This is a genomic window from Muricoccus roseus, assembly GCF_900141905.1.
Classification (GTDB): Bacteria; Pseudomonadota; Alphaproteobacteria; order Acetobacterales; family Acetobacteraceae; genus Roseomonas; species Roseomonas rosea.
On the sequence record NZ_FQZF01000002.1, the window covers coordinates 213,969 to 232,311 of the forward strand.

Sequence of the window (18,343 nt, forward strand, 5' to 3'; positions counted from 1 at the left end):
CCTGGTGATCCAGCGGAGAACGCGGTCGCCCGTCCGAGGTTCATCCCGCGCCCCGATGCGGGCGCCGGATGGCCAGGCTGGCCACGGCCAGCATCGCCGCGGCGCCGCCATAGATCATCAGGGCCGGGGCGACGGGCAGCAGGAAGCCCGCCAGCAGCGGCCCGGCGCCGGCACCGATGTCCCGCCAGGTGGCCTGGCGGGCCAGGGCCGGGACGCGCCCGGCCCCCGGGTTCTCGGCCGCGACCACCGGGCCGGGCAGGGGCTGGATGATGGCCCGCAGCAGGACCGTGCCCAGGGCGCCCGCCCAGAGCAGCACGCCCCCCACGCCGAGCAGCAGCAGCCCGCAGGCGGTGGCGAGGGAAAGCCCCACCAGCGCCCGCCGCGCGCCCAGCCGCCCCGCCAGCCAGCCACCGGCCGGGGAGAGGAGGATCTCGGCCGCGTAGCGCAGTGCGAGGGCAGCGCCGGCGGCGAGGGTGGCGCCTTCGGGCAGGGTGGCCGCCGCGAGCACCGAGAGCCCGATGATGAAGAGCCCATCCATGGTGAGCCCAAAGGTGAAGGCCCAGAGATCGAAGGCGCGTGGCAGGGAGAAGCGTGGCCCGCCCTTGGCCTGCCCCTCCGGCACGGCGGGCAGGCGGGCGGCGAAGAGGATGGCGGGCACCGAGACGGCGCCGAGCAGCAGGAAGACCACGCGCGGCCCCGCCCATTCGGCCAGCAGCGCCCCGCCGGCCAGCCCCAGCATGGGACCGGCCGCCACGATGGAGCGGGACCAGCCGCTGCGCCGCGCCGCGCCCTCCTGGATCGCCGTGGGGAGCGCCTGGACCGCGATGTTCATGGCCGCGAAGGCCAGTCCCCAGACCAGACGCGCGACGAGCAGTGCCCAGAGGCCGGAGAGCAGGGCGTAGCCGGTGGTGGCGACGACCGAGGCGGCGGCGGCCAGCATGCAGGCGGCGCGTGGCCCCCGTTCGGCATAGAAGCGCGCCACCCAGCCATAGCCCGCGATCCGGACCAGCCGGTTGGCCGCCAGGAGGATGCCCGCCTCCGGCAGGGATACGCCGAACACGGCCGCATGCAGCGGGAGTATAAGATAGAGCACCACGTCGCCAGGCAGGGTGAGGGCGAGGGTGAGGGAGGCATTCCGTGTGTCGCGATCGGCCCGGGCGGCCTCCGCGGCGGTCACGGCCGGGTTGGCGGGGTGGTGTCGCCGGGGCCGAGCGGGCGGGTCATCAGCACCGTGTCGAGCCAGCGCTCGTGCTTGAAGCCGATGGAGGGGATCACCCCGGCATGGCGGAAGCCCAGCTTCTCGTGCAGGCGAATGGAGGGGGCGTTGGCCGAATCCCCGATCACCGCGACCATCAGGCGGAAATCTGCGGCCTCGCAGCGCGCGATCAGCGCCTCCAGCAGGGCGCGGCCGATGCCGGACTGGGTGCCGCCGGGCGCGACATAGACCGAGTTCTCCACCGTGTGCCGGTAGGCCGGGCGGGGGCGGTAGGCCGACGCATAGGCATAGCCTAGCAACGCGCCGTCCTCGTCCACGGCCACCAGATGCGGGTAGCCACCCGCCAGCACCGCGTCGCGCCGCCCCGCCATCTCCGCCTCGCCGGGCGGGGTCAGCTCGAAGGAGGCTCGGCCATGCTCCACCCAATGGGCGTAGATGCGGGTGATGGCAGGCACGTCTTCCGGCCGGCTGTCGCGGATCTCTGTCATGCAGTTGTCATGCGGCGCGGCCGGGCGCGCCGCAAGACGATCAGGTCGCCGACTTGTCGGTGCCCCCCAAGCCGGGCGGGGCTCTATCCCGTGACCAGGCCTTCCTTCACCGCCTTGCGCAGGGGCACCTTCTGCAGCTTGCCGGTGGAGGTCTTCGGGACCTCCTGGAAGATCACGCGCTTCGGCACCTTGAAGCCCGCCAGCCGGGCGCGGGCATGCGCGATCAGCTCGGCCTCCGTCACATCCGCGTCCGGCTTCAGCTCCACGAAGGCCCAGGGCACCTCGCCCCACTTCTCGTCCGGCGCGGCCACCACGGCGGCCACCGCCACGGCCGGATGCTTGTAGAGCGCATCCTCGACCTCGATGGAGGAGATGTTCTCGCCGCCGGAAATGATGATGTCCTTCGCCCGGTCCTTCAGCTGCACATAGCCGTCCCGGTGCTTCACCCCGAGGTCGCCGGTGCGGAACCAGCCGCCCGCAAACGCCTTCTCCGTCGCCGCCGGGTCCTTCAAATAGCCCTTCATCACCGTGTTGCCGCGCATGGCCACCTCGCCCATCGTCGTCCCGTCTGCGGGCACGGGCTGGTCGTTCGCATCCAGCACGTCGAAAGCCTCCAGCGTGACGTAGCGCACGCCCTGGCGGGCCATCAGCGCCGCACGCTCCGGCGCGGGCAGGGCGTCGTGCTCGGGATGCCACTCGTTCACCACCGAGGGGCCGTAGCATTCGGTCAGGCCGTAGATGTGGCGCACCGTGACCCCCGCGGCATCGGCGGCGGCCAGCACCGCCTCGGGCGGCGCGGCGCCGGCGGTGGCGAAGACGAGGCCGCTGCCGGGCACGCGGTTCGGGTCGTTCACCAGCGTCTGTAGCACGATGGGCGCGCCGCACAGATGCGTCACCCCATGGGCCTGGATCAGCTCCCACATCACGGGCCCGCGCACGGCGCGGAGGCAGACATGGGTGCCGGCCACGGCCGCCACGGTCCAGGGGAAGCACCAGCCGTTGCAATGGAACATCGGCAGCGTCCAGAGATAGGTCGGCGCCGGGGGGATGCCGCAGGCCAGCACATTGCCGAGCGCGCCGAGATGAGCCCCACGATGGTGGTACACCACGCCCTTGGGGCGGCCGGTGGTGCCGGAGGTGTAGTTCAGCGCGATCGCGTCCCATTCATCGGCCGGGGGCTGCCAGGGATAGGCGGGGTCGCCGCCGGCGACGAAGGCGTCGTAATCCTCCCCGCCCAGCGTATTGGCGGAAGGCGCCTCGGGATCGTTCACCTCGATGACCAGAGGCCTGGAGGTGGCGATCTCCAGCGCGCGCTCCAGAAGCGGCGCGAATTCGCGGTCCACCACGACGGCGCGTGCCTCGCCGTGATCGAGGATATAGGCCACGGTATCCGCATCCAGGCGAATGTTGATCGTGTTCAGCACAGCGCCCGTCATGGGCACGCCGTTATGGCATTCGATCATGGCCGGGGTGTTCGGCAGCAGCGCCGCCACCGTGTCGCCGCGCCCGATGCCTCGCGCAGCAAGGGCGGAGGCGAGGCGCACGCAGCGGTCCCGGTGCTCGCGCCAGGTGAAGCGTTGCGCGCCATGGATGACGGCGGTGCGGTCGGGGAAGACCGCAGCCGCGCGCTCCACGAACAGCAGCGGCGTCAGCGCGCGGTGATTGGCGCCCGTGCGGGGCAGGGCGTCATAGGCCTGCTTCGCGGAGGCCAGGTCGGTGGAGACGGGTGGGTTGGTGTCCATCAGCGATGCCTCCATTCCGGCGCACGCTTCCCGAGGAACGCGCCGATGCCTTCGGCCGCGTCCTCGGCCAGCAGGTTCTCCACCATGGCCGCGGCCGCCACCTCATAGGCTTCGGCCAGCGGCAGCCCGGCCTGGCGGTGGAAGTTCCGCTTGCCGAGCTGCACGGCCAGGGCCGAGCGGCCAGCGATGCGGGCCGCGAGCGCCGCCGCCTCCGCTCGCAGCGAGGCACCCGGGAGGATCCGGTTCACCAACCCGATCCGCCGCGCCTCCGCGGCATCGATCGGCTCGGCCGTCAGCAGCATCTCCATCGCGGCCTTGCGCGGCACGGCGCGCGAGAGGGCGACGGCGGGGGTGGAGCAGAACAGCCCGATCTCCACCCCCGGCGTGCAGAAGCGCGCCTCCTCGGCCGCCAGGACCATGTCGCAGGCCGCGGCCAGCTGGCAGCCGGCGGCAGTGGCCATGCCCTGCACCGCCGCGATCACCGGCTGGGGCACGGCGGGGATGGCCTGCATCACCGCGGCGCAACGCGCCATGGAATCCGCGAAGAACGCATGGCCGCCATCCGCATCGGCGAAGTGCGCGGTGATCTCCTTCAGGTCGTGGCCGGCGCAGAAGACGGGGCCCTCGGCCTGGATCACGACGCAGCGCAGGCCAGAATTGGTCGCGATGTCGCGCAGCGCCGCGCTCAGCGCGTCGAGCAGGGCGAGGGACAGCCCGTTCCGGGCCGCGGGGCGGTTGAGGGTGAGTGTGGCAACGGCGCCCCGGTCCTCACGGACCAGGACGGGTGCGGCCATCCCGCTGGCGCCATCCGGCATGTCGTTCCTCCCACTTTCCGGAGAGGTTGAGCCGTGCGGCCAGGGCCATGCAAGAGGGAGGTGCAGCGGCGGGGGTGAAAGAAAGAGAGCGCCGGGATTTCTCCCGGCGCCCCCGGTTCTGACAAGCGCGGCGGTCAGGCCCGCGCGTTGGTTCCCGATTCTTCAGCCTCGAAGATGTCGCGGTTCTTCGTCTCGGGGATGAAGATCGCGCCGATCACCACCGTGGCGAGAGCGATCACGATCGGGTACCAGAGGCCGTAATAGATGTCGCCGGTCTGGGCCACCATTGCCAGCGAGGTCGCCGGCAGCAGCCCGCCGAACCAGCCGTTGCCGATATGATAGGGCAGCGACATCGAGGTGTAGCGGATGCGCGTGGGGAAGAGCTCCACGAGCGCCGCCGCGATCGGGCCGTAAACCATGGTCACGTAGATCACGAGCAGGGTGAGCACGCCGATCAGCACCGCCGGCTGCTCTCGGAAGATATCGAAGGGCCCCGACATCTTCACCACGCTCGAGTTGGAGGCCAGCGGATAGCCCGCGGAGGACAGCCCCGCCGTGAGCTGCTGCTGGAAGGTCGGATCCGTCGCCCGGATCGGCGCGCCGCCCGCGATGCGGATGGACGTCTCCGCCGTTGAGGTGCCGGGCGGCAGCGCTTCCACCGAGTACTGCACCGAAGCCCGGGCCAGCGCGGCCTTGGCGATGTCGCAGGGCTGGGTGAAGCGTGCCGTGCCCACCGGGTTGAACTGGAAGGAACAGGTGGAGGGATCGGTCAGCACCTGGACCGGGATGGTCTGCTGCGCCTGGTGCAGCGCCGGGTTCGCCTCCGCCGTCAGCAGCTTGAACAGCGGGAAGTAGGTGAGCGCGGCCAGGAGGCAACCGCCGAGGATGATCGGCTTGCGGCCGATCTTGTCCGACAGCCAGCCGAAGAAGACGAAGAAGCCCGAGCCGAGCAGCAGCGACCAGGCGATCAGCAGGTTCGTCGTCGCCCCGTCCACCTTCAGGATCGAGCCAAGGAAGAACAGCGCGTAGAACTGGCCAGTGTACCAGACCACCGCCTGGCCCATGGTCAGGCCGAGCAGCGCGAGCAGCGCCCACTTGGCGTTCCGCCACTGGCCGAAGGCCTCCGACAGCGGCGCCTTCGAATGGGTGCCCTCTTCCTTCATCTTCTGGAAGGCCGGGCTCTCATTCAGCGTGGAGCGGATCCAGACCGAGATGCCGAGCAGCACGATCGAGAGCAGGAAGGGGATGCGCCAGCCCCAGGCCGCGAAATCCGCCTCGCCAACCGCCGTGCGGGTGCCGAGGATGACCAGCAGCGAGAGGAACAGGCCTGCCGTCGCGGTGATCTGGATGAAGGAGGTGTAGAAGCCGCGGCGCCCGTTCGGCGCGTGCTCCGCCACATAGGTCGCGGCGCCACCATACTCGCCGCCCAGCGCCAGGCCCTGTAGGCAGCGCAGTACGATGAGCAGGATGGGCGCGAGGATGCCGATGCTCTCCGATCCCGGCAGAAGGCCGACGATGAAGGTGGAGGCGCCCATGATGACGATGGTGACGAGGAAGGTGTATTTCCGTCCCACCAGGTCGCCGATCCGGCCGAAGACAAGGGCGCCGAAGGGGCGCACGAGGAAGCCGGCCGCGAAGGTGAGAAGCGCGAAGATGTTGCGCGTGCCCTCGGGGTACTGGCTGAAGAAATGCGTGCCGATCAGCGCCGCGAGGCTGCCGTAGAGGTAGAAGTCATACCACTCGAAAACGGTGCCGAGCGAGGAGCCGAGGATGACCTTCCTCTCCTCCCGGCTCATCGGACGGTTCTTGTCCGCCGCGGCGCTTGCTGAATAGGTGGTGCTCATCTTTGGGCTTGGTCCTGAATCCCCCCGGGGCGCGACGCTGCCCGGACCTCGGTTGCCTCGGGCGGCCGGTGCCGGCCTCCCCGGGGACGAGCCGTCGCGCAGACTCGTCGCGGTGAGCGTAAAACGATGCCGCGGCGTATCGCTAGGGAGAAAGCTGACGGAATCGAAAGCTTTCCCGCATGCTGCGTTGCAGCGCCGCGCACCGTTTCAGCCGAGGCGCACCGAGAGCGTGCCAAGCATTCCGAAATCGGCACGGATCGTGCCATCCGACGGGACGAGGGGAGGCGAAAGGCCGGCCGCGACGAGCAGCGCGCCGGCGGGCAGGCCGCCGAGGCGCCGCGCCGCCACGGCCACGGGCGCGAACGCATCCCGCGGCCCGACCTCCACCCCGCCGATCAGCACCCGCTCCGGCAGGGAGGCGATGGGCGGCCCCGCCACGACGAAGCCCAGCCCGGCGAGGTCGGCGACGCGCAGGCCGAGGGCGAGCGGTGCCTCGGTGAAGCGGTGGTCCGCGATGTCCAGCGCGACATGCAGCGCGGCGATGCGCGGCCTCACATCGTCATCCGGCTGCAACGCCTCGGCCAGGACCCCGATCAGCGCCGCGGTCGCCACCGGATGCCGCAGGGGGGCGGCGGTGGCGCCATCGGGCAGCAGCCGTCCCTCCACCATCGGCCCCACAAGCCCATCGGCCATCCGCACGCCGCAAGGGGAAATGCCGAGAGCCTCCAGCGCAGCGAAGGCCACGCGTTCCCCTTCCGCGCGGCCGCGCGGGGCGATCTCGGCCGGTAGCGCGGCCAGGGGATTGCCGGTCGCGATCGCCTCCGCGATCCAGCCGGCAGCACGGGCGGCGCGCGTCACTCGCGCATCGTCTCCTCCTCGGTGAAGCCGCCGCTGGGCGGCGCCTCCATGGTCCCACTGGGATCCCCGGCGCTCTCCCCTCCATAGAGCGCCTCGGGCAGCCAGGTCACCAGCTCCGGCACGAAATACATCACCACCATGGTGGCTACCACGATGTAGATGAAGGGCATCACGCCGGCGAAGATGTCCTCCAGCCGAACGTGCTTCGGCGCCACGCCCTTGAGATAGAAGGTCGCCATGGCCACCGGCGGGGAAAGGAATGAGGTCTGGAGGTTCAGCGCGATCATCACCCCGAAGAAGAGGGGAGAGACGCCGAAGTCGTCCAGCAGCGGCAGGAAGATGGGCACGAAGATGACGATGATCTCCGTCCATTCCAGCGGCCAGCCGAGCACGAAGATGATGGCCTGCGCCAGGATCATGAAGGTGAAGGAGTTCAGCGGGAGCGACTTGACGAACTCCTCGACCAGGGACTGCCCGCCGAGATAGCCGAAGACGGAGGAGAAGACGTAGGAGCCGACAAAGAGCCAGCACACCATGGCGGAGGTGCGGGCCGTTAGGAACACGCTCTCCTTCAGCTTCGTCCAGGTGAAGGCGCGATAGACGATGGCGAGGATGACGGCGCCCAGGCTGCCCATCGCGGCCGCCTCGCTGGGCGTGGCGAGACCGAACAGGATGGCGCCGAGCACGGAGGCGATGAGGAGCGCCAGTGGCACGAAGGATGTGACGAGCGCCCAGGCGACCCGCCAGAAGGGAATGTTGCGCTCCTCTGGCGGCAGGGGCGGCGCCACCTGCGGCTTCAGCATCGCTAGGATGATGACGTAGAGCATGTAGCAGACCGCCAGCGTCACCCCGGGGATGAAGGCGGCGGCATAGAGCTGCACCACCGAGACGCCCGCGGTGGCGCCGTAGAGGATGAGCATGATCGAGGGCGGGATGAGGATGCCGAGGCATCCGCCCGCGCAGGTGACGCCGGCGGCCAGCCGCACGTCATATCCCGCCTTCAGCATGGCGGGAAAGGCGAGCAGCCCCATCAGCGTGACCACGGCGCCCACGATGCCGGTGGCGGTGGCAAACAGCGCGCAGGTGGCCAGCGTGGCGACGGCGAGGCTGCCCGGGATGTTCCCCGATGCCATCTGCAGGGATCGGAACAATCGGTCGAGGATGCTCGCCCGTTCGATCACATATCCCATGAACACGAAGAGCGGCACGGAGATGAGAACGTCATTGGCCATCACCGCATAGGTGCGCTGGACCAAGAGGTCGAAGATCCGGTCCCCCATGCCCAGGTAGCCGAAGAACAGCCCCATCGCCATCAGCGTGAAGGCGATCGGGAAGCCCAGCAGGATGAAGAACAGGAACAGCCCGAGCATCGTCAGGCCGAGGGCGGGGTCACTCATGCCTGTGCGAGGCCTCGATCGGGTGGAGTTGCGTCACCGGCCGTCCTGCTGGTCGCCGCTGCGCTCGTGCGGCACGGCCTCCGCGGGCGGCGGTAGCTCGGGGGCGGCGCCGCTCGCGATCCGGGCGGCCAGGGCCTCGGCCCCGAGCGCCTCCGCCTGGGCCAGGATGAGCTGGTCCATCTCCTCCACGTCCGAAAGGCGCTGGGGCCATGCGCCGTTGCGGATGCAGTGGATGCAGCGCACCGCCTCCACCAGCCCCTGCAACAGCAGCAGGACGCCCACGAGCGGGATGAGGAGTTTGAAGGGCCAGATCACTGGGCCGCTCGGCGAGAACATGGACCGCTCGTTCTGCGCCAGGCTCTCCTGGAAGAAATGCCAGCCGGAGATCATGAAGGCGAAGATCGCGGGGAAGAAGAACAGGATGTAGAGCACGAGGTCGAGCCAGGCCTGCCGGCGCGGCGACAGCATGCGGTACAGGAAGTCGCCGCGAACATGCCCGTTGCGCGAGAGCGCATAGGCGCCCGCCATCATGAACAGCGCGCCATAGAGCATGTAGGTGACGTCGTAGCCCCAGGTGGTCGGGGCACGGAAAGCATAGCGGGCGACGACCTCATAGGTAACGACGGCGGTCAGGGCCACGATGCACCAGGCGAAAGCCTGCCCGACCAGGGTCGAGAGCCGGTCGATACCCAGAAGGATCCGCTGCATGCTGCTCCCTTGCGTGCGGTGGATGGCCGGCGGGGCGCGGGGCCCCGCCGGCTTCCGGTCAGCGGCTGGCGAAGAAGTGGTTGTAGGAGACGACCTGGCTGGCCTCGTAGCGCAGGAAGAAGTTGCCCACGCGGCGGCACCAGTCCCGCTGGCTGTCGCAGATCTTCTTGAAGAAGGGGCCATTGGCGGGGTTGGAGTTGTCGCCCTCCAGCCGCTCGATCACCTTGTTCCAGGCGGCCAGCTGCGCATCCAGCACGGCGCGGGGCAGGGGGCGTGCCTGCACGCCCTGCCGCTGCGTCATCTCCAGCAGGTCCTTCGAGTACCGGTCTTGCAGCTTCCAGGACATGTCGGCCGAGGCCGCTTCCGCCGAGTGGCGGATGATGGCCTGCAGCTCGGCCGGCAGCCCTTCGTACTTCTGCCGGTTGAACAGGATCTCGAAGCTCTCCACCCGCTGGTGGTAGCTCTGGATCATGTAGGTCTTGGCCACGTCGGGGAAGCCGAGCACGCGGTCGGAGGAGGGGTTGTTGAACTCCGCCCCGTCGATCACGCCACGCTCCAGCGCCGGCACGATCTCGCCGCCGGGAAGGGAGACGACCGCCGCGCCCATCTCGGCCAGCAGGTCGGCGGCCAGGCCCACGGTGCGGTACTTCAGCCCGCGGATCTGCTCGGGGCGCTCGATCGGCTGCTTGAACCAGCCGAAGGGCTGGGTGGGCATCGGGCCGGAAAGGAAGCCGACGACATTCACCTTCAGGATGTCGTGCAGCAGCTCCTTGTACATCGCCTCGCCGCCGCCGTGGTAGAACCAGCCGAGCAACTGGTTCGCATCGCCGAACCAGGGCGGGGTCGTGCCGAAGAGCGAGAAGGCCTTGTTCTTGCCGAACCAGTAGGCCGCGACGCCGTGCCCGCCATCCAGCGTGCCCGCATGCACCGCATCCAGCACCTGGAAGGCGCCCACCACGGCGCCGGCGGCCAGCAGCTCCACCCGCAGCCGCCCGCCCGCCATGCGGTTCACCCGCTCGACGTAGTCCTGCGCGAACTCATGGAAGATGTCGCGCTGCGGCCAGGTGGATTGGAAGCGGAGCGTGGTGGTCTGGGCGCGGCTGACGCTGGGCGTCGCCAGCACGGCGGCACCGGTGGCGCCGACCGCAGCGGCGCGCAACAGGCCGCGACGGCCCGCCTTTTGTTTCTCGGACATCGAACCTTCCCTCGTGGCGCATCTCTGCCGGATGCGCTTGCGCGGAAGCCTGCCCGGATTCTAACGGGGCCGCAATATCTTCGTGGCGAACTCGCCGGCCGCGCGAATGGGCGCGGCCGGCTCCTTGGCCCGGCCCGGCCGGCTACTTCTCGACGAAGGCCTTCTCGACCACGAAATGCCCGGGCTCATGCGCGCTGCCCTCCTTCATGCCGAGGGCCTCGAGCCGCGCGCGCGTGTCCGCCAGCATCTCCGGAGAGCCGCAGAGCATCACGCGGTCATGCTCGGGCGAGAGGGGCGGGAAGTTGAGATCGGCATAGATCCGGCCGCTGTCCATCAACTCGGTGATGCGGCCCCGGTTCGGGAACTCCTCGCGCGTCACGCTGGGGTAATAGACCAGCTTCTCCCGCACCATCTCGCCGAGGAACTCGTTCTGCGGCAGCTCCTTCGTGATGTATTCGCGATAGGCCAGCTCCTCCACCTCGCGCACCGTATGGGTCACGATGACCTTCTCGAAGCGGTCATAGGCTTCGGGCTCGCGGATGAGGGACATGAAGGGCGCGAGGCCGGTGCCGGTGGAGAGGAACCACAGCCGCTTGCCCGCCAGCAGGTTGTCGAGCAGCAGCGTGCCCACGGGCTTGCGGTTGATCAGCACCGTGTCGCCGGGCTGGATGTTCTGCAGGCGGGAGGTGAGAGGGCCGTCCTGCACCTTGATGGAGAGGAATTCCAGCGTCTCCTCCCAGGGGGGGGACGCCACGGAATAGGCCCGCATCAGCGGCTTGCCATCGACCATCAGGCCGATCATCGCGAACTGCCCGGCCTGGAAGCGGAAACCGGGGTCCCGCGTGCAGCGGAAGGAGAAGAGCCGGTCGGTCCAGTGGCGGACCTCCAGCACCGTCTCGTTCAGGAAGGCGGACATGGCGGGACGCTTGGGGTCCGCGCTCGGCTGGGCGGGGGTGGTGGGATCGGCGGTCGGCATGGCCGGACGGTATGGGGTGGCCGGGCCGCTTGTGCAATGCGGCGGAACGCACGGCTTGAGGAGGGTGCCCCGCCCCGGCAGCATCGGTCTATGTCCGATTCGCCGCCGAACGCCCCGCCCCTGGGTCCTGAAGTCGACCCCACCCCCCGGCCCCTGCCGGCCCGCATCCCCCTGCACGGCGCCAGCATGGACCTGGAGCCCCTGGCCATCCGCCATGCCGCCGAGCTGTGGCAGGCCGCCCAGGCGCCGGGCGCGGAGGCGGGATGGGCCTATCTCGGCTATGGTCCCTTCGCGGATGAGGCGGCCATGCGCCGCCATGTCGCGGGCTTCGCGGCCCAGCACGACCCGATGGCCTGGGCGGTCCGGCAGAAGGCGACCGGCACCGCCGATGGCTGGCTGACCCTCATGGAGATCTTCCCGGCCGATTCGGCCATCGAGATCGGGCATATCTGGTTCTCCCCCCGGCTCCAGCGCAGCCGGGCCGCCACCGAGGCCATGTTCCAGCTCATGCGCTACGCCATGGACGAGCTGGGCTACCGCCGACTGGTCTGGAAGTGCCATGCACTGAACCAGCCCTCCCGCGATGCGGCCGCACGGCTGGGCTTTCGCTACGAAGGCACGCTGCGGGCCATCAAGGTGATCAAGGGCCGGCTGCGGGACACGGCCCAGTTCTCCATCCTGGCCGATGAGTGGCCGGCGCGGCGCGGCGCGATCGCGGCCTGGTTGGACGAGTCCAACTGGGATGCCGGGGGGCACCCCCGGGCGTCGCTGGCGCGTGCCCAGCATCCGCCGCTGCCCTGGGTCGCGGGCTGAGCGGCCACGGCCGCAACGCCTTCGTCACCTTTCCGTCAAGCGGCCGCAACCGGCGGCGCGTAACCCCCCGCCCGACTTCGGGGGAGCTACCGACCACATGCGCGTCCTTCTTCTGGCCACGGCCGCCTTTCTGTCCCTGTCCGCCGCCTCGCCGGCCCGGGCCGACCAGCGCTTCGAGGCGGTGCTCGAGGGCCATGCCATCCTGCCCGCCAACACACTGGTGCAGCCTCCCGCGGATGCGCCGGCCGATGCCTGGGTGGCGGGCAAGTTCGCCGGCCCGGGGAACCGGCGGGTGGATGCGGTCGGCAGCATTCCCGGCACCACCGGCCCCGCCCCGAATGGCCGCCCGACCGGCCTCAACTTCCCCTTCCAGGGCCAGGCCCTGCAGGGCTTCTCCGGCATCAAGCCGGTCTCCGGGGAACCCGGCGCCTATTGGGTGCTGACCGACAACGGCTTCGGCAACAAGCGGAACAGCCCTGACGCGCTGCTCATGGTCCACAAGATCCGCCCAGACTTCCGCACGGGGCAGGTGACGGTGGAACGCACGATCTTCCTCTCGGATCCCGAGCGCCGCGTGCCCTTCCGCATCGCCCATGAGGGAACGGAGCGCCGCTACCTCACCGGCAGCGACTTCGATATCGAGAGCATCCAGCCGATCGCCGGCGGGTTCTGGATCGGCGACGAGTTCGGCCCCTTCCTTATCCAGGTGGATGCCGAGGGCCGGGTGCAGCGCGTCGTGGAGACGGTGGTGGATGGCCGTGCCATCCGCAGCCCCGACCACCCCGATCTCTCCATCCCCGCCAGCCCCGCCTCGGGGGTGGCGTTCGAGTCCCAGCGCAGCGGCGGGTATGAGGGCATGGCGGCCAGCCCCGACGGTAGCCGCCTCTATGCCCTGCTGGAGAAGCCGCTGCTGACGCCGCAGGGTCAGCCCGAGGGCGCCTTCCTCCGCATCCTGGAGTTCGACACGGCGCGCGCCGCCTGGACCGGCCGCAACATGCGCCTCCGCCTCGCCGAGGGGGCGACCGCGATCGGCGACTTCAACATGATCGACGACCGCCGCGCGCTGGTGATCGAGCGCGACGACGCCGAGGGCGATCCGGCTCGCGCCTGCGCCCCGGGCCAGCAGCCCCCGGCCTGCTTCCATGCGCCCGCCCGGGTGAAGCGCATCTCCCTCGTGGATCTCGGCGATGTCGATGGCGAGGGGTTCGTCCGCAAGATCGGCCATATCGATCTGATGGCCATCCGGGATCCGGAGGGGGTGGCCCGCCAGCGCGGCGATGTCGGCCCCGATGCGCCGCGGGACCGCTTCACCTTTCCCTTCTTCACCATCGAGAACGTGGCGATGGTGGATGCCGACCACATCATTGTCGGCAATGACAACAACCTGCCCTTCAGCGCCGGACGCCATCTTACCCGCGCGGACGACAACGAGCTGATCCTGCTCCGCGTGCCGGAATTCCTTCGGGCCCGCTGAACGGCCTGCCGCTGCCCGGCCCACGTTCTGGAATGCCCGGGGCCGGGCAGCGGTGGACAGGACGGTGGCGGTGCCGCAGCATCCGCAGCATCACGGTACGGTGTGGACGGATGACGGACGAGGATCGTGGCAGTGGCTTCATGCCGGGCGGGCGGGCGTCGCTTCCCCCGGCATCGGGCGGCCCTCTGGCCGGGCTCACCTTCGCGGCCAAGGATCTGTACGACGTGGCCGGCCATCCCACGACCTACGGCAACCCGGATTGGGCGCGCACCCATCCGGCTGCCGTGGCCACCGCGCCAGCCGTCCTCGCCCTCGCGGAGGCCGGGGCGCGCTTCCTCGGCAAGACCAAGACCGTGGAGCTGGCCTTCGGGCTGACCGGCGAGAATGTCTGGTACGGGACCCCGGTCAATCCGGCGGTCCCGGACCGCTTCCCCGGCGGCTCCTCCTGCGGAAGCGCCTCCGTGGTGGCGCGGGGGGAGGCAGATATCGCCCTGGGTTCGGATACCGGCGGCTCCGTGCGGATCCCGGCGTCCTATTGCGGCATCTACGGCATCCGGCCCTCCTGGGGCTCGGTCTCCCTCGTCGGCGCGCGGCCGCTCGCGCCTTCCTATGATACCGCGGGCTGGTTCGCGGCCCGCGCCTCCGTCCTGCGCCTGGCGGGGGAGGTGCTGCTGCCCGAGGGCGGCGAGGCTCCGCTCGGCCCGGTCATCCGGGTGCAGGAGGCCTGGATGAACGCGCAGCCGGCGGTCGCGGCGGCGCTGATTCCCGCCATGGAGGCCGTGGAGAAGGTGCTGGGCCCGGCGCTCCAGCTCTCCCTCGTGCCCGAGACCCTGCTCGAGCTCTACGAGCATTTCCGGGCCGTGCAGTCCGAGGAGGCCTGGGCGACGCTCGGCGCCTGGGTGGCCGAGACGAACCCGCAATTCGGCCCCGGCGTGGGCGAGCGATTCGCCATGGCCCGCGCCATGGACCCCGCCAAGGCCCGCGCGGGCCGTGCCTTCCGCCAGCATTTCCGGCAGCGCCTGATGGGGCTGCTGGGCGGCGGCGCCGTGCTCATCTACCCGACCTCGCCCCTGATCGCGCCGAAGCTCGGCGCATCCGCGGCCGAGCAGCTCTGGGTGCGGGAGGTGACGCTCGGCGTCACCGCCATCGCCGGCATGGGCGGGCTCTGCGAGGTGAGCATCCCCGCCGCGACGGTGGAGGACGCGCCGGTCGGCCTGTCCCTGGTCGCCGCGCCCGGGCGGGACCGGGCGTTGCTGGCCCTCGCCGAGCAGGTGGCCGAGCGGATGGGATTGCCGCTGTGACACAGCGCCGATTTCCCTGCGGCGGGGTGATTCCCCGCCGACGGGTTCTGCTCTAGGCATTCCCCATGCCCATCCGCGATGCCACCCCCGACGACGCCCCCGCCATCGCGGCGATCTACGCCCATCACGTGCTGCACGGCACCGGCACCTTCGAAGAGGAGCCACCCCCAGCCGCGGAGATGGCCGCGCGCATCGGCCGTATCCAGGCGGCCGGCCATGCCTGGCTGGTGGTGGAGGAGGACGGGCGGATCCTCGGCTATGGCTACTACAACAACTTCCACCCGCGCTCAGCCTACCGGCACACGGTGGAGGATTCGATCTATGTCCGCGATGACGTGCGGGGCCAGGGCGTGGGCAAGGCCCTCGTAGCGGAACTCCTGGACCGTGCCGAGGCCGCCGGCTTCCGGCAGATGATGGCGGTGATCGGCGATTCGGAGAACGTCGGGTCGATCGGCCTGCACCTCTCGCTCGGCTTCCGGCAGGTGGGGCTGACCAAGGCCGTCGGGCTGAAGTTCGGGCGCTGGGTGGATGTCGTCTACATGCAGAAGGCCCTGGGCGAAGGGGACCGTACCGTCCCCGAGTGAGCGGCGGCGCGCGTTGACCGTGCCGCGCCGATATGGGCTCCTCTCGCGGGCCTGACCGGGGAACTCCAGGAGTCCCGGCAGCCATGGGAGAGCGCACGGGAATGCTACTGGATCATCGAACCTATACCTGCCGGCCGGGCACGCTGAAGAAGCACCTCGCCCTGTACGAGAAGCATGGCTGGGCGGCGCAGACGCGCCATCTCGGCATGCCCTTCGCCTATCTCACCACCGAGACCGGCGACGTGAACAGCTACGTTCATGTCTGGATGTACGAGGATGCGGCCGACCGCGCGCGCCGCCGCGCCGCCATGCAGGCCGATCCGGAATGGATCGCCTATCTCGAGATGAGCGCCGAGGCGGGCTACCTCGAGAAGCAGGAGAACAAGCTCATGGTGCCGGTTCCTTTCGTGCCGGCGCCGACCCGCGCGGGCGGCTGACGCCCGCCGCCCGGGTAAGGGGCGGCGGCGCGCCGGCCCGCCCCTATCCGGCGGTCACCCCCGCGCCGCGGACGACCTCGCCCCAGCGCGCCCGGTCCTCGGCAATGAAGGCGGCGAAGGCCTCGGGCGCGTTGGCCGTGGCATCGGCGCCCTGCTCGCGCAGCCGGGCCACCACCTCGGCGTCGGTCAGGGCGCGGCGGACAGCCTCGTTCACCGTCGAGACCACCGGGGCGGGCGTGCCGGCCGGCGCGAGCAGGCCGAACCAGGAGGTGACCTCGGCCCCTGGCACGGCGGAGGCGAGGGTGGGCAGGTCCGGCAGCATCGCGGTCCGCTCCGGCCCGGCGGTGCCGAGCGCCACCAGCCCGCCGCTGCGGATATGCGGCAGCACGGTGGGGGCATGGTCCACCATCATCAGCACCCGTCCCGCCAGCAGGTCCGCGATCGCGGGCGCGCTGCCGCGATAGGGAACATGGGTGAGCCGGATACCCGCCTTCGCGGCGAAGAGCTCTGCCGCGAGATGGGTGATCGCCCCCTGGCCGGAAGAGGCGAAGGTCAGCTCGCCCGGCCGTGTCTTCGCGTATTGCACGAGGGCCGGCACATCCCGCGCGGGGATAGAGGGATGCACCACCAGCACCATGGGCACGGTGGCGACGAGCGAGACGGGGGCGAAGTCCCGCACCGTGTCATAGGCGAGGTTGGGGTAGAGATGCGGGGTGATGGCCTGCGTGGCGCTGGTGCCGAGCAGCAGCACATGCCCGTCCGGCCCCGCCTTGGCGACGACCTCCGTGCCGATCGTGCCGCCCGCGCCCGTCCGGTTCTCCACCACCACGGGCTGCGGCCATTCGGACTGGAAGCGGTTGGCCAGCGCACGGGCGAGGATGTCGGTCGCGCCGCCCGCTGCGAAGGGCACGATGAGACGGACGGGCCGGCTGGGCCAGGACTGGGCCTTCGCGGCCCGGGCGCCAAGCAGGGCCGCCGAGCCAAGCGCGGCCGCCATGAAGGGGCGTCGCTTCATTCATTCCTCCCGGATTGGGCAGGTTGGATCCTGCCTGGAACGAAATGCAGCATGCCCCCCAAGGGGCCGCAACCTTACGGTCAGCCCTCCGGCGGGGCGACATCGGGTCGGTAACGGCTGGCCACCACCGAATCGCCCCGCAGGGCCTCGTCAAGAGCTATCCGGGCCTCCTCGGCGGGAAGAAGTGCCACGACACGGGTGAACCACTTCGCCTGCCCCTTGACCCGGGCAAGGAACAGGGCATCCAGCGCCTGGGCCAAGGGGCTGCGGCCCACGCAGCAGGTGCACGCGACGGGGTGGGGCGCCGCCGGGTCGAACCCGGCCGTGGCGACGACCCCGGGCGGGAGGGTGGCCGGCGCGGCTTCGGCCAGCAGGGCCGCCCCGGGGCGCGCCGCGAGGCTCGCCCGCAGCCCCGCTTCATCCGCCACGACGGAGACGGGGATACGGCCATCGGCAAAGACGGGCATGGCGCGGATGCTCCTTTCCGATAGACATAAAGATATCGTTATGTCATGTGCAAGGCCATGGAAGAGACCCTGGCCCAGCTTCGCGCCGCCGCCGAGCCAACCCGGCTGCGGCTGCTCGCGCTGTGCGCCCGCGGTGCGCTCTGCGTCACCGACCTTTGCGCCGCCCTCGGCCAGTCCCAGCCGCGGCTGTCCCGCCACCTGAAGCTGCTGGTGGAAGCCGGCCTGCTGGAGCGGATGCCGGAGGGATCGAACGTCTACTTCTCCCTCGCCGCCCGGGCTGACCTCGCCCGCGCCATCCTCGCCCGCCTGCCCGAGGACGACCCGCTCCTGGCCGCTGATCGTCGCCTTGCGGCCCGGCTGAGCGCGGAGCGGGTGCGCGCGGCCTCCGATGCCTTCCGCGATGCCGGGGCCGATTGGGACGAGATGCGGGCCCTGGGCCTCCCCGGCGCCGCCATCGAGGCGGCTGTGCTGGCCGCGCTGCCCAGGCGTGTCGGGCATCTGCTGGATATCGGGGCCGGCACCGGCCAGCTCCTGGAACTCGTGGCCGACCGCTGCGACGCCGCGCTGGGCGTGGATGCCAGCCGCGACATGCTGGCCCTCGCCCGCGGCCGCCTGGCCGAGCGCGGCCTGGCCCCGCGCTGCGCCGTGCGCCAGGCCGACATGTACCGGCTGCCCTTTCCGGATGGCGGCTTCGACGCCGTCACCCTGCAGATGGTGCTGCATTATGCCGAGGATCCCGCCGCCGCCCTGGCGGAGGCCGCGCGCGTTCTCTCGCCCGAGGGCGTGCTGCTGGTGGTGGATCTGGCGCCCCATGGCCGGGCCGAGCTGATGGAGCGCCATGCCCATCGCTGGCCGGGCTTCGATGATGGCCAGATGGCCGGCTGGCTGGGCGAGGCCGGCTGTGCCCTTTCCTCGCCGGTGGAAATCCCCGGCCCGCCCGATGTGAACCTGAATGTCCGCCTGTGGTCCGCGCATCGCGCGACCGCCGTGCAGCCTGCCTGAGAAGAGCAAAC

General features: G+C 70.6%; 18 protein-coding genes. 6 read left to right on the plus strand and 12 right to left on the minus strand.

The window, feature by feature from the left end; all coding sequences use genetic code 11:
• Window positions 1-40: 40 nt before the first annotated feature.
• From BUB97_RS01025 to BUB97_RS01070, 10 genes are all read right to left on the minus strand, one after another.
• The gene (locus BUB97_RS01025; protein ID WP_073130417.1) at window positions 41-1,177 is read right to left on the minus strand and encodes an MFS transporter; all 1,137 of its coding nucleotides are present in this window, start codon (window positions 1,175-1,177) and stop codon (window positions 41-43) included.
• The gene (locus BUB97_RS01030) at window positions 1,174-1,704 is read right to left on the minus strand and encodes a GNAT family N-acetyltransferase (RefSeq protein WP_073130420.1); all 531 of its coding nucleotides are present in this window, start codon (window positions 1,702-1,704) and stop codon (window positions 1,174-1,176) included. The genes BUB97_RS01025 and BUB97_RS01030 overlap by 4 nt, the downstream gene beginning before the upstream one ends.
• Window positions 1,705-1,787: 83 nt before the next feature.
• Window positions 1,788-3,446 carry an AMP-binding protein gene (locus BUB97_RS01035; protein ID WP_086061820.1) on the minus strand — a complete coding sequence of 553 codons (1,659 nt, stop codon included), beginning with the start codon at window positions 3,444-3,446 and terminating at the stop codon, window positions 1,788-1,790.
• Entirely contained in the window at window positions 3,446-4,261 is an 816-nt protein-coding gene (locus BUB97_RS01040) for an enoyl-CoA hydratase (protein ID WP_073130423.1), read from the minus strand. The genes BUB97_RS01035 and BUB97_RS01040 overlap by 1 nt, the downstream gene beginning before the upstream one ends.
• Before the next feature lie 134 nt (window positions 4,262-4,395).
• Window positions 4,396-6,105 carry an MFS transporter gene (locus tag BUB97_RS01045; RefSeq protein WP_073130425.1) on the minus strand — a complete coding sequence of 570 codons (1,710 nt, stop codon included), beginning with the start codon at window positions 6,103-6,105 and terminating at the stop codon, window positions 4,396-4,398.
• A 207-nt stretch (window positions 6,106-6,312) separates the two neighbouring features.
• Window positions 6,313-6,963 (minus strand): hypothetical protein, encoded by a 651-nt coding sequence (locus BUB97_RS01050; protein WP_073130428.1) that lies wholly within the window; start codon window positions 6,961-6,963, stop codon window positions 6,313-6,315.
• Window positions 6,960-8,360, minus strand: a complete 1,401-nt coding sequence (locus tag BUB97_RS01055; RefSeq protein WP_073130431.1) for a TRAP transporter large permease — start codon at window positions 8,358-8,360, stop codon at window positions 6,960-6,962. The genes BUB97_RS01050 and BUB97_RS01055 overlap by 4 nt, the downstream gene beginning before the upstream one ends.
• 33 nt (window positions 8,361-8,393) lie before the next feature.
• Window positions 8,394-9,068, minus strand: coding sequence for a TRAP transporter small permease subunit (locus BUB97_RS01060; protein WP_073130434.1), 675 nt, complete (start codon window positions 9,066-9,068; stop codon window positions 8,394-8,396).
• Between the two features lie 58 nt (window positions 9,069-9,126).
• Entirely contained in the window at window positions 9,127-10,263 is a 1,137-nt protein-coding gene (locus tag BUB97_RS01065) for a TRAP transporter substrate-binding protein (RefSeq protein ID WP_073130436.1), read from the minus strand.
• A 142-nt stretch (window positions 10,264-10,405) separates the two neighbouring features.
• Complete coding sequence (locus tag BUB97_RS01070) at window positions 10,406-11,179, minus strand: ferredoxin--NADP reductase (RefSeq protein WP_073131062.1); 774 nt, start codon at window positions 11,177-11,179, stop codon at window positions 10,406-10,408.
• A 150-nt stretch (window positions 11,180-11,329) separates the two neighbouring features.
• On the opposite strand from BUB97_RS01070, the gene BUB97_RS01075 reads away from it, so the two are divergent.
• From BUB97_RS01075 to BUB97_RS01095, 5 genes are all read left to right on the plus strand, one after another.
• A complete protein-coding gene (locus tag BUB97_RS01075; protein ID WP_073130439.1) occupies window positions 11,330-12,052 on the plus strand; it encodes a GNAT family N-acetyltransferase in 723 nt (240 codons plus the stop codon).
• Window positions 12,053-12,149: 97 nt separating this feature from the next.
• Entirely contained in the window at window positions 12,150-13,526 is a 1,377-nt protein-coding gene (locus tag BUB97_RS01080) for an esterase-like activity of phytase family protein (RefSeq protein ID WP_073130441.1), read from the plus strand.
• A 110-nt stretch (window positions 13,527-13,636) separates the two neighbouring features.
• On the plus strand, window positions 13,637-14,827 hold the full coding sequence (locus BUB97_RS01085; protein ID WP_073130444.1) for an amidase: 1,191 nt from the start codon (window positions 13,637-13,639) through the stop codon (window positions 14,825-14,827).
• 65 nt (window positions 14,828-14,892) lie between these two features.
• A complete protein-coding gene (locus tag BUB97_RS01090) occupies window positions 14,893-15,411 on the plus strand; it encodes a GNAT family N-acetyltransferase (protein WP_073130448.1) in 519 nt (172 codons plus the stop codon).
• Window positions 15,412-15,494: 83 nt separating this feature from the next.
• A complete protein-coding gene (locus tag BUB97_RS01095) occupies window positions 15,495-15,848 on the plus strand; it encodes an NIPSNAP family protein (RefSeq protein ID WP_245818118.1) in 354 nt (117 codons plus the stop codon).
• Between the two features lie 43 nt (window positions 15,849-15,891).
• Here BUB97_RS01095 and BUB97_RS01100 read toward each other — a convergent pair whose 3' ends face one another.
• The gene (locus tag BUB97_RS01100) at window positions 15,892-16,863 is read right to left on the minus strand and encodes a Bug family tripartite tricarboxylate transporter substrate binding protein (RefSeq protein ID WP_073130453.1); all 972 of its coding nucleotides are present in this window, start codon (window positions 16,861-16,863) and stop codon (window positions 15,892-15,894) included.
• A gap of 80 nt (window positions 16,864-16,943) precedes the next feature.
• Window positions 16,944-17,330: a hypothetical protein gene (locus tag BUB97_RS01105; protein ID WP_073130456.1), complete on the minus strand. Its 387-nt coding sequence runs from the start codon at window positions 17,328-17,330 to the stop codon at window positions 16,944-16,946.
• Window positions 17,331-17,387: 57 nt separating this feature from the next.
• On the opposite strand from BUB97_RS01105, the gene BUB97_RS01110 reads away from it, so the two are divergent.
• The gene (locus tag BUB97_RS01110) at window positions 17,388-18,332 is read left to right on the plus strand and encodes an ArsR/SmtB family transcription factor (RefSeq protein ID WP_073131065.1); all 945 of its coding nucleotides are present in this window, start codon (window positions 17,388-17,390) and stop codon (window positions 18,330-18,332) included.
• The last annotated feature ends 11 nt before the right edge of the window (window positions 18,333-18,343 follow it).

What these genes read in the sequence shown, in the direction of transcription:
- BUB97_RS01030 (WP_073130420.1), bottom strand. Translation starts at nt 1,704, where the DNA reads ATGACAGAGATCCGCGACAGCCGGCCGGAAGACGTGCCTGCCATCACC.
- BUB97_RS01035 (WP_086061820.1), bottom strand. Translation starts at nt 3,446, where the DNA reads ATGGACACCAACCCACCCGTCTCCACCGACCTGGCCTCCGCGAAGCAG.
- BUB97_RS01040 (WP_073130423.1), bottom strand. Translation starts at nt 4,261, where the DNA reads ATGCCGGATGGCGCCAGCGGGATGGCCGCACCCGTCCTGGTCCGTGAG.
- BUB97_RS01045 (WP_073130425.1), bottom strand. Translation starts at nt 6,105, where the DNA reads ATGAGCACCACCTATTCAGCAAGCGCCGCGGCGGACAAGAACCGTCCG.
- BUB97_RS01055 (WP_073130431.1), bottom strand. Translation starts at nt 8,360, where the DNA reads ATGAGTGACCCCGCCCTCGGCCTGACGATGCTCGGGCTGTTCCTGTTC.
- BUB97_RS01060 (WP_073130434.1), bottom strand. Translation starts at nt 9,068, where the DNA reads ATGCAGCGGATCCTTCTGGGTATCGACCGGCTCTCGACCCTGGTCGGG.
- BUB97_RS01065 (WP_073130436.1), bottom strand. Translation starts at nt 10,263, where the DNA reads ATGTCCGAGAAACAAAAGGCGGGCCGTCGCGGCCTGTTGCGCGCCGCT.
- BUB97_RS01070 (WP_073131062.1), bottom strand. Translation starts at nt 11,179, where the DNA reads ATGTCCGCCTTCCTGAACGAGACGGTGCTGGAGGTCCGCCACTGGACC.
- BUB97_RS01075 (WP_073130439.1), top strand. Translation starts at nt 11,330, where the DNA reads ATGTCCGATTCGCCGCCGAACGCCCCGCCCCTGGGTCCTGAAGTCGAC.
- BUB97_RS01080 (WP_073130441.1), top strand. Translation starts at nt 12,150, where the DNA reads ATGCGCGTCCTTCTTCTGGCCACGGCCGCCTTTCTGTCCCTGTCCGCC.
- BUB97_RS01085 (WP_073130444.1), top strand. Translation starts at nt 13,637, where the DNA reads ATGACGGACGAGGATCGTGGCAGTGGCTTCATGCCGGGCGGGCGGGCG.
- BUB97_RS01090 (WP_073130448.1), top strand. Translation starts at nt 14,893, where the DNA reads ATGCCCATCCGCGATGCCACCCCCGACGACGCCCCCGCCATCGCGGCG.
- BUB97_RS01095 (WP_245818118.1), top strand. Translation starts at nt 15,495, where the DNA reads ATGGGAGAGCGCACGGGAATGCTACTGGATCATCGAACCTATACCTGC.
- BUB97_RS01100 (WP_073130453.1), bottom strand. Translation starts at nt 16,863, where the DNA reads ATGAAGCGACGCCCCTTCATGGCGGCCGCGCTTGGCTCGGCGGCCCTG.
- BUB97_RS01105 (WP_073130456.1), bottom strand. Translation starts at nt 17,330, where the DNA reads ATGCCCGTCTTTGCCGATGGCCGTATCCCCGTCTCCGTCGTGGCGGAT.
- BUB97_RS01110 (WP_073131065.1), top strand. Translation starts at nt 17,388, where the DNA reads ATGGAAGAGACCCTGGCCCAGCTTCGCGCCGCCGCCGAGCCAACCCGG.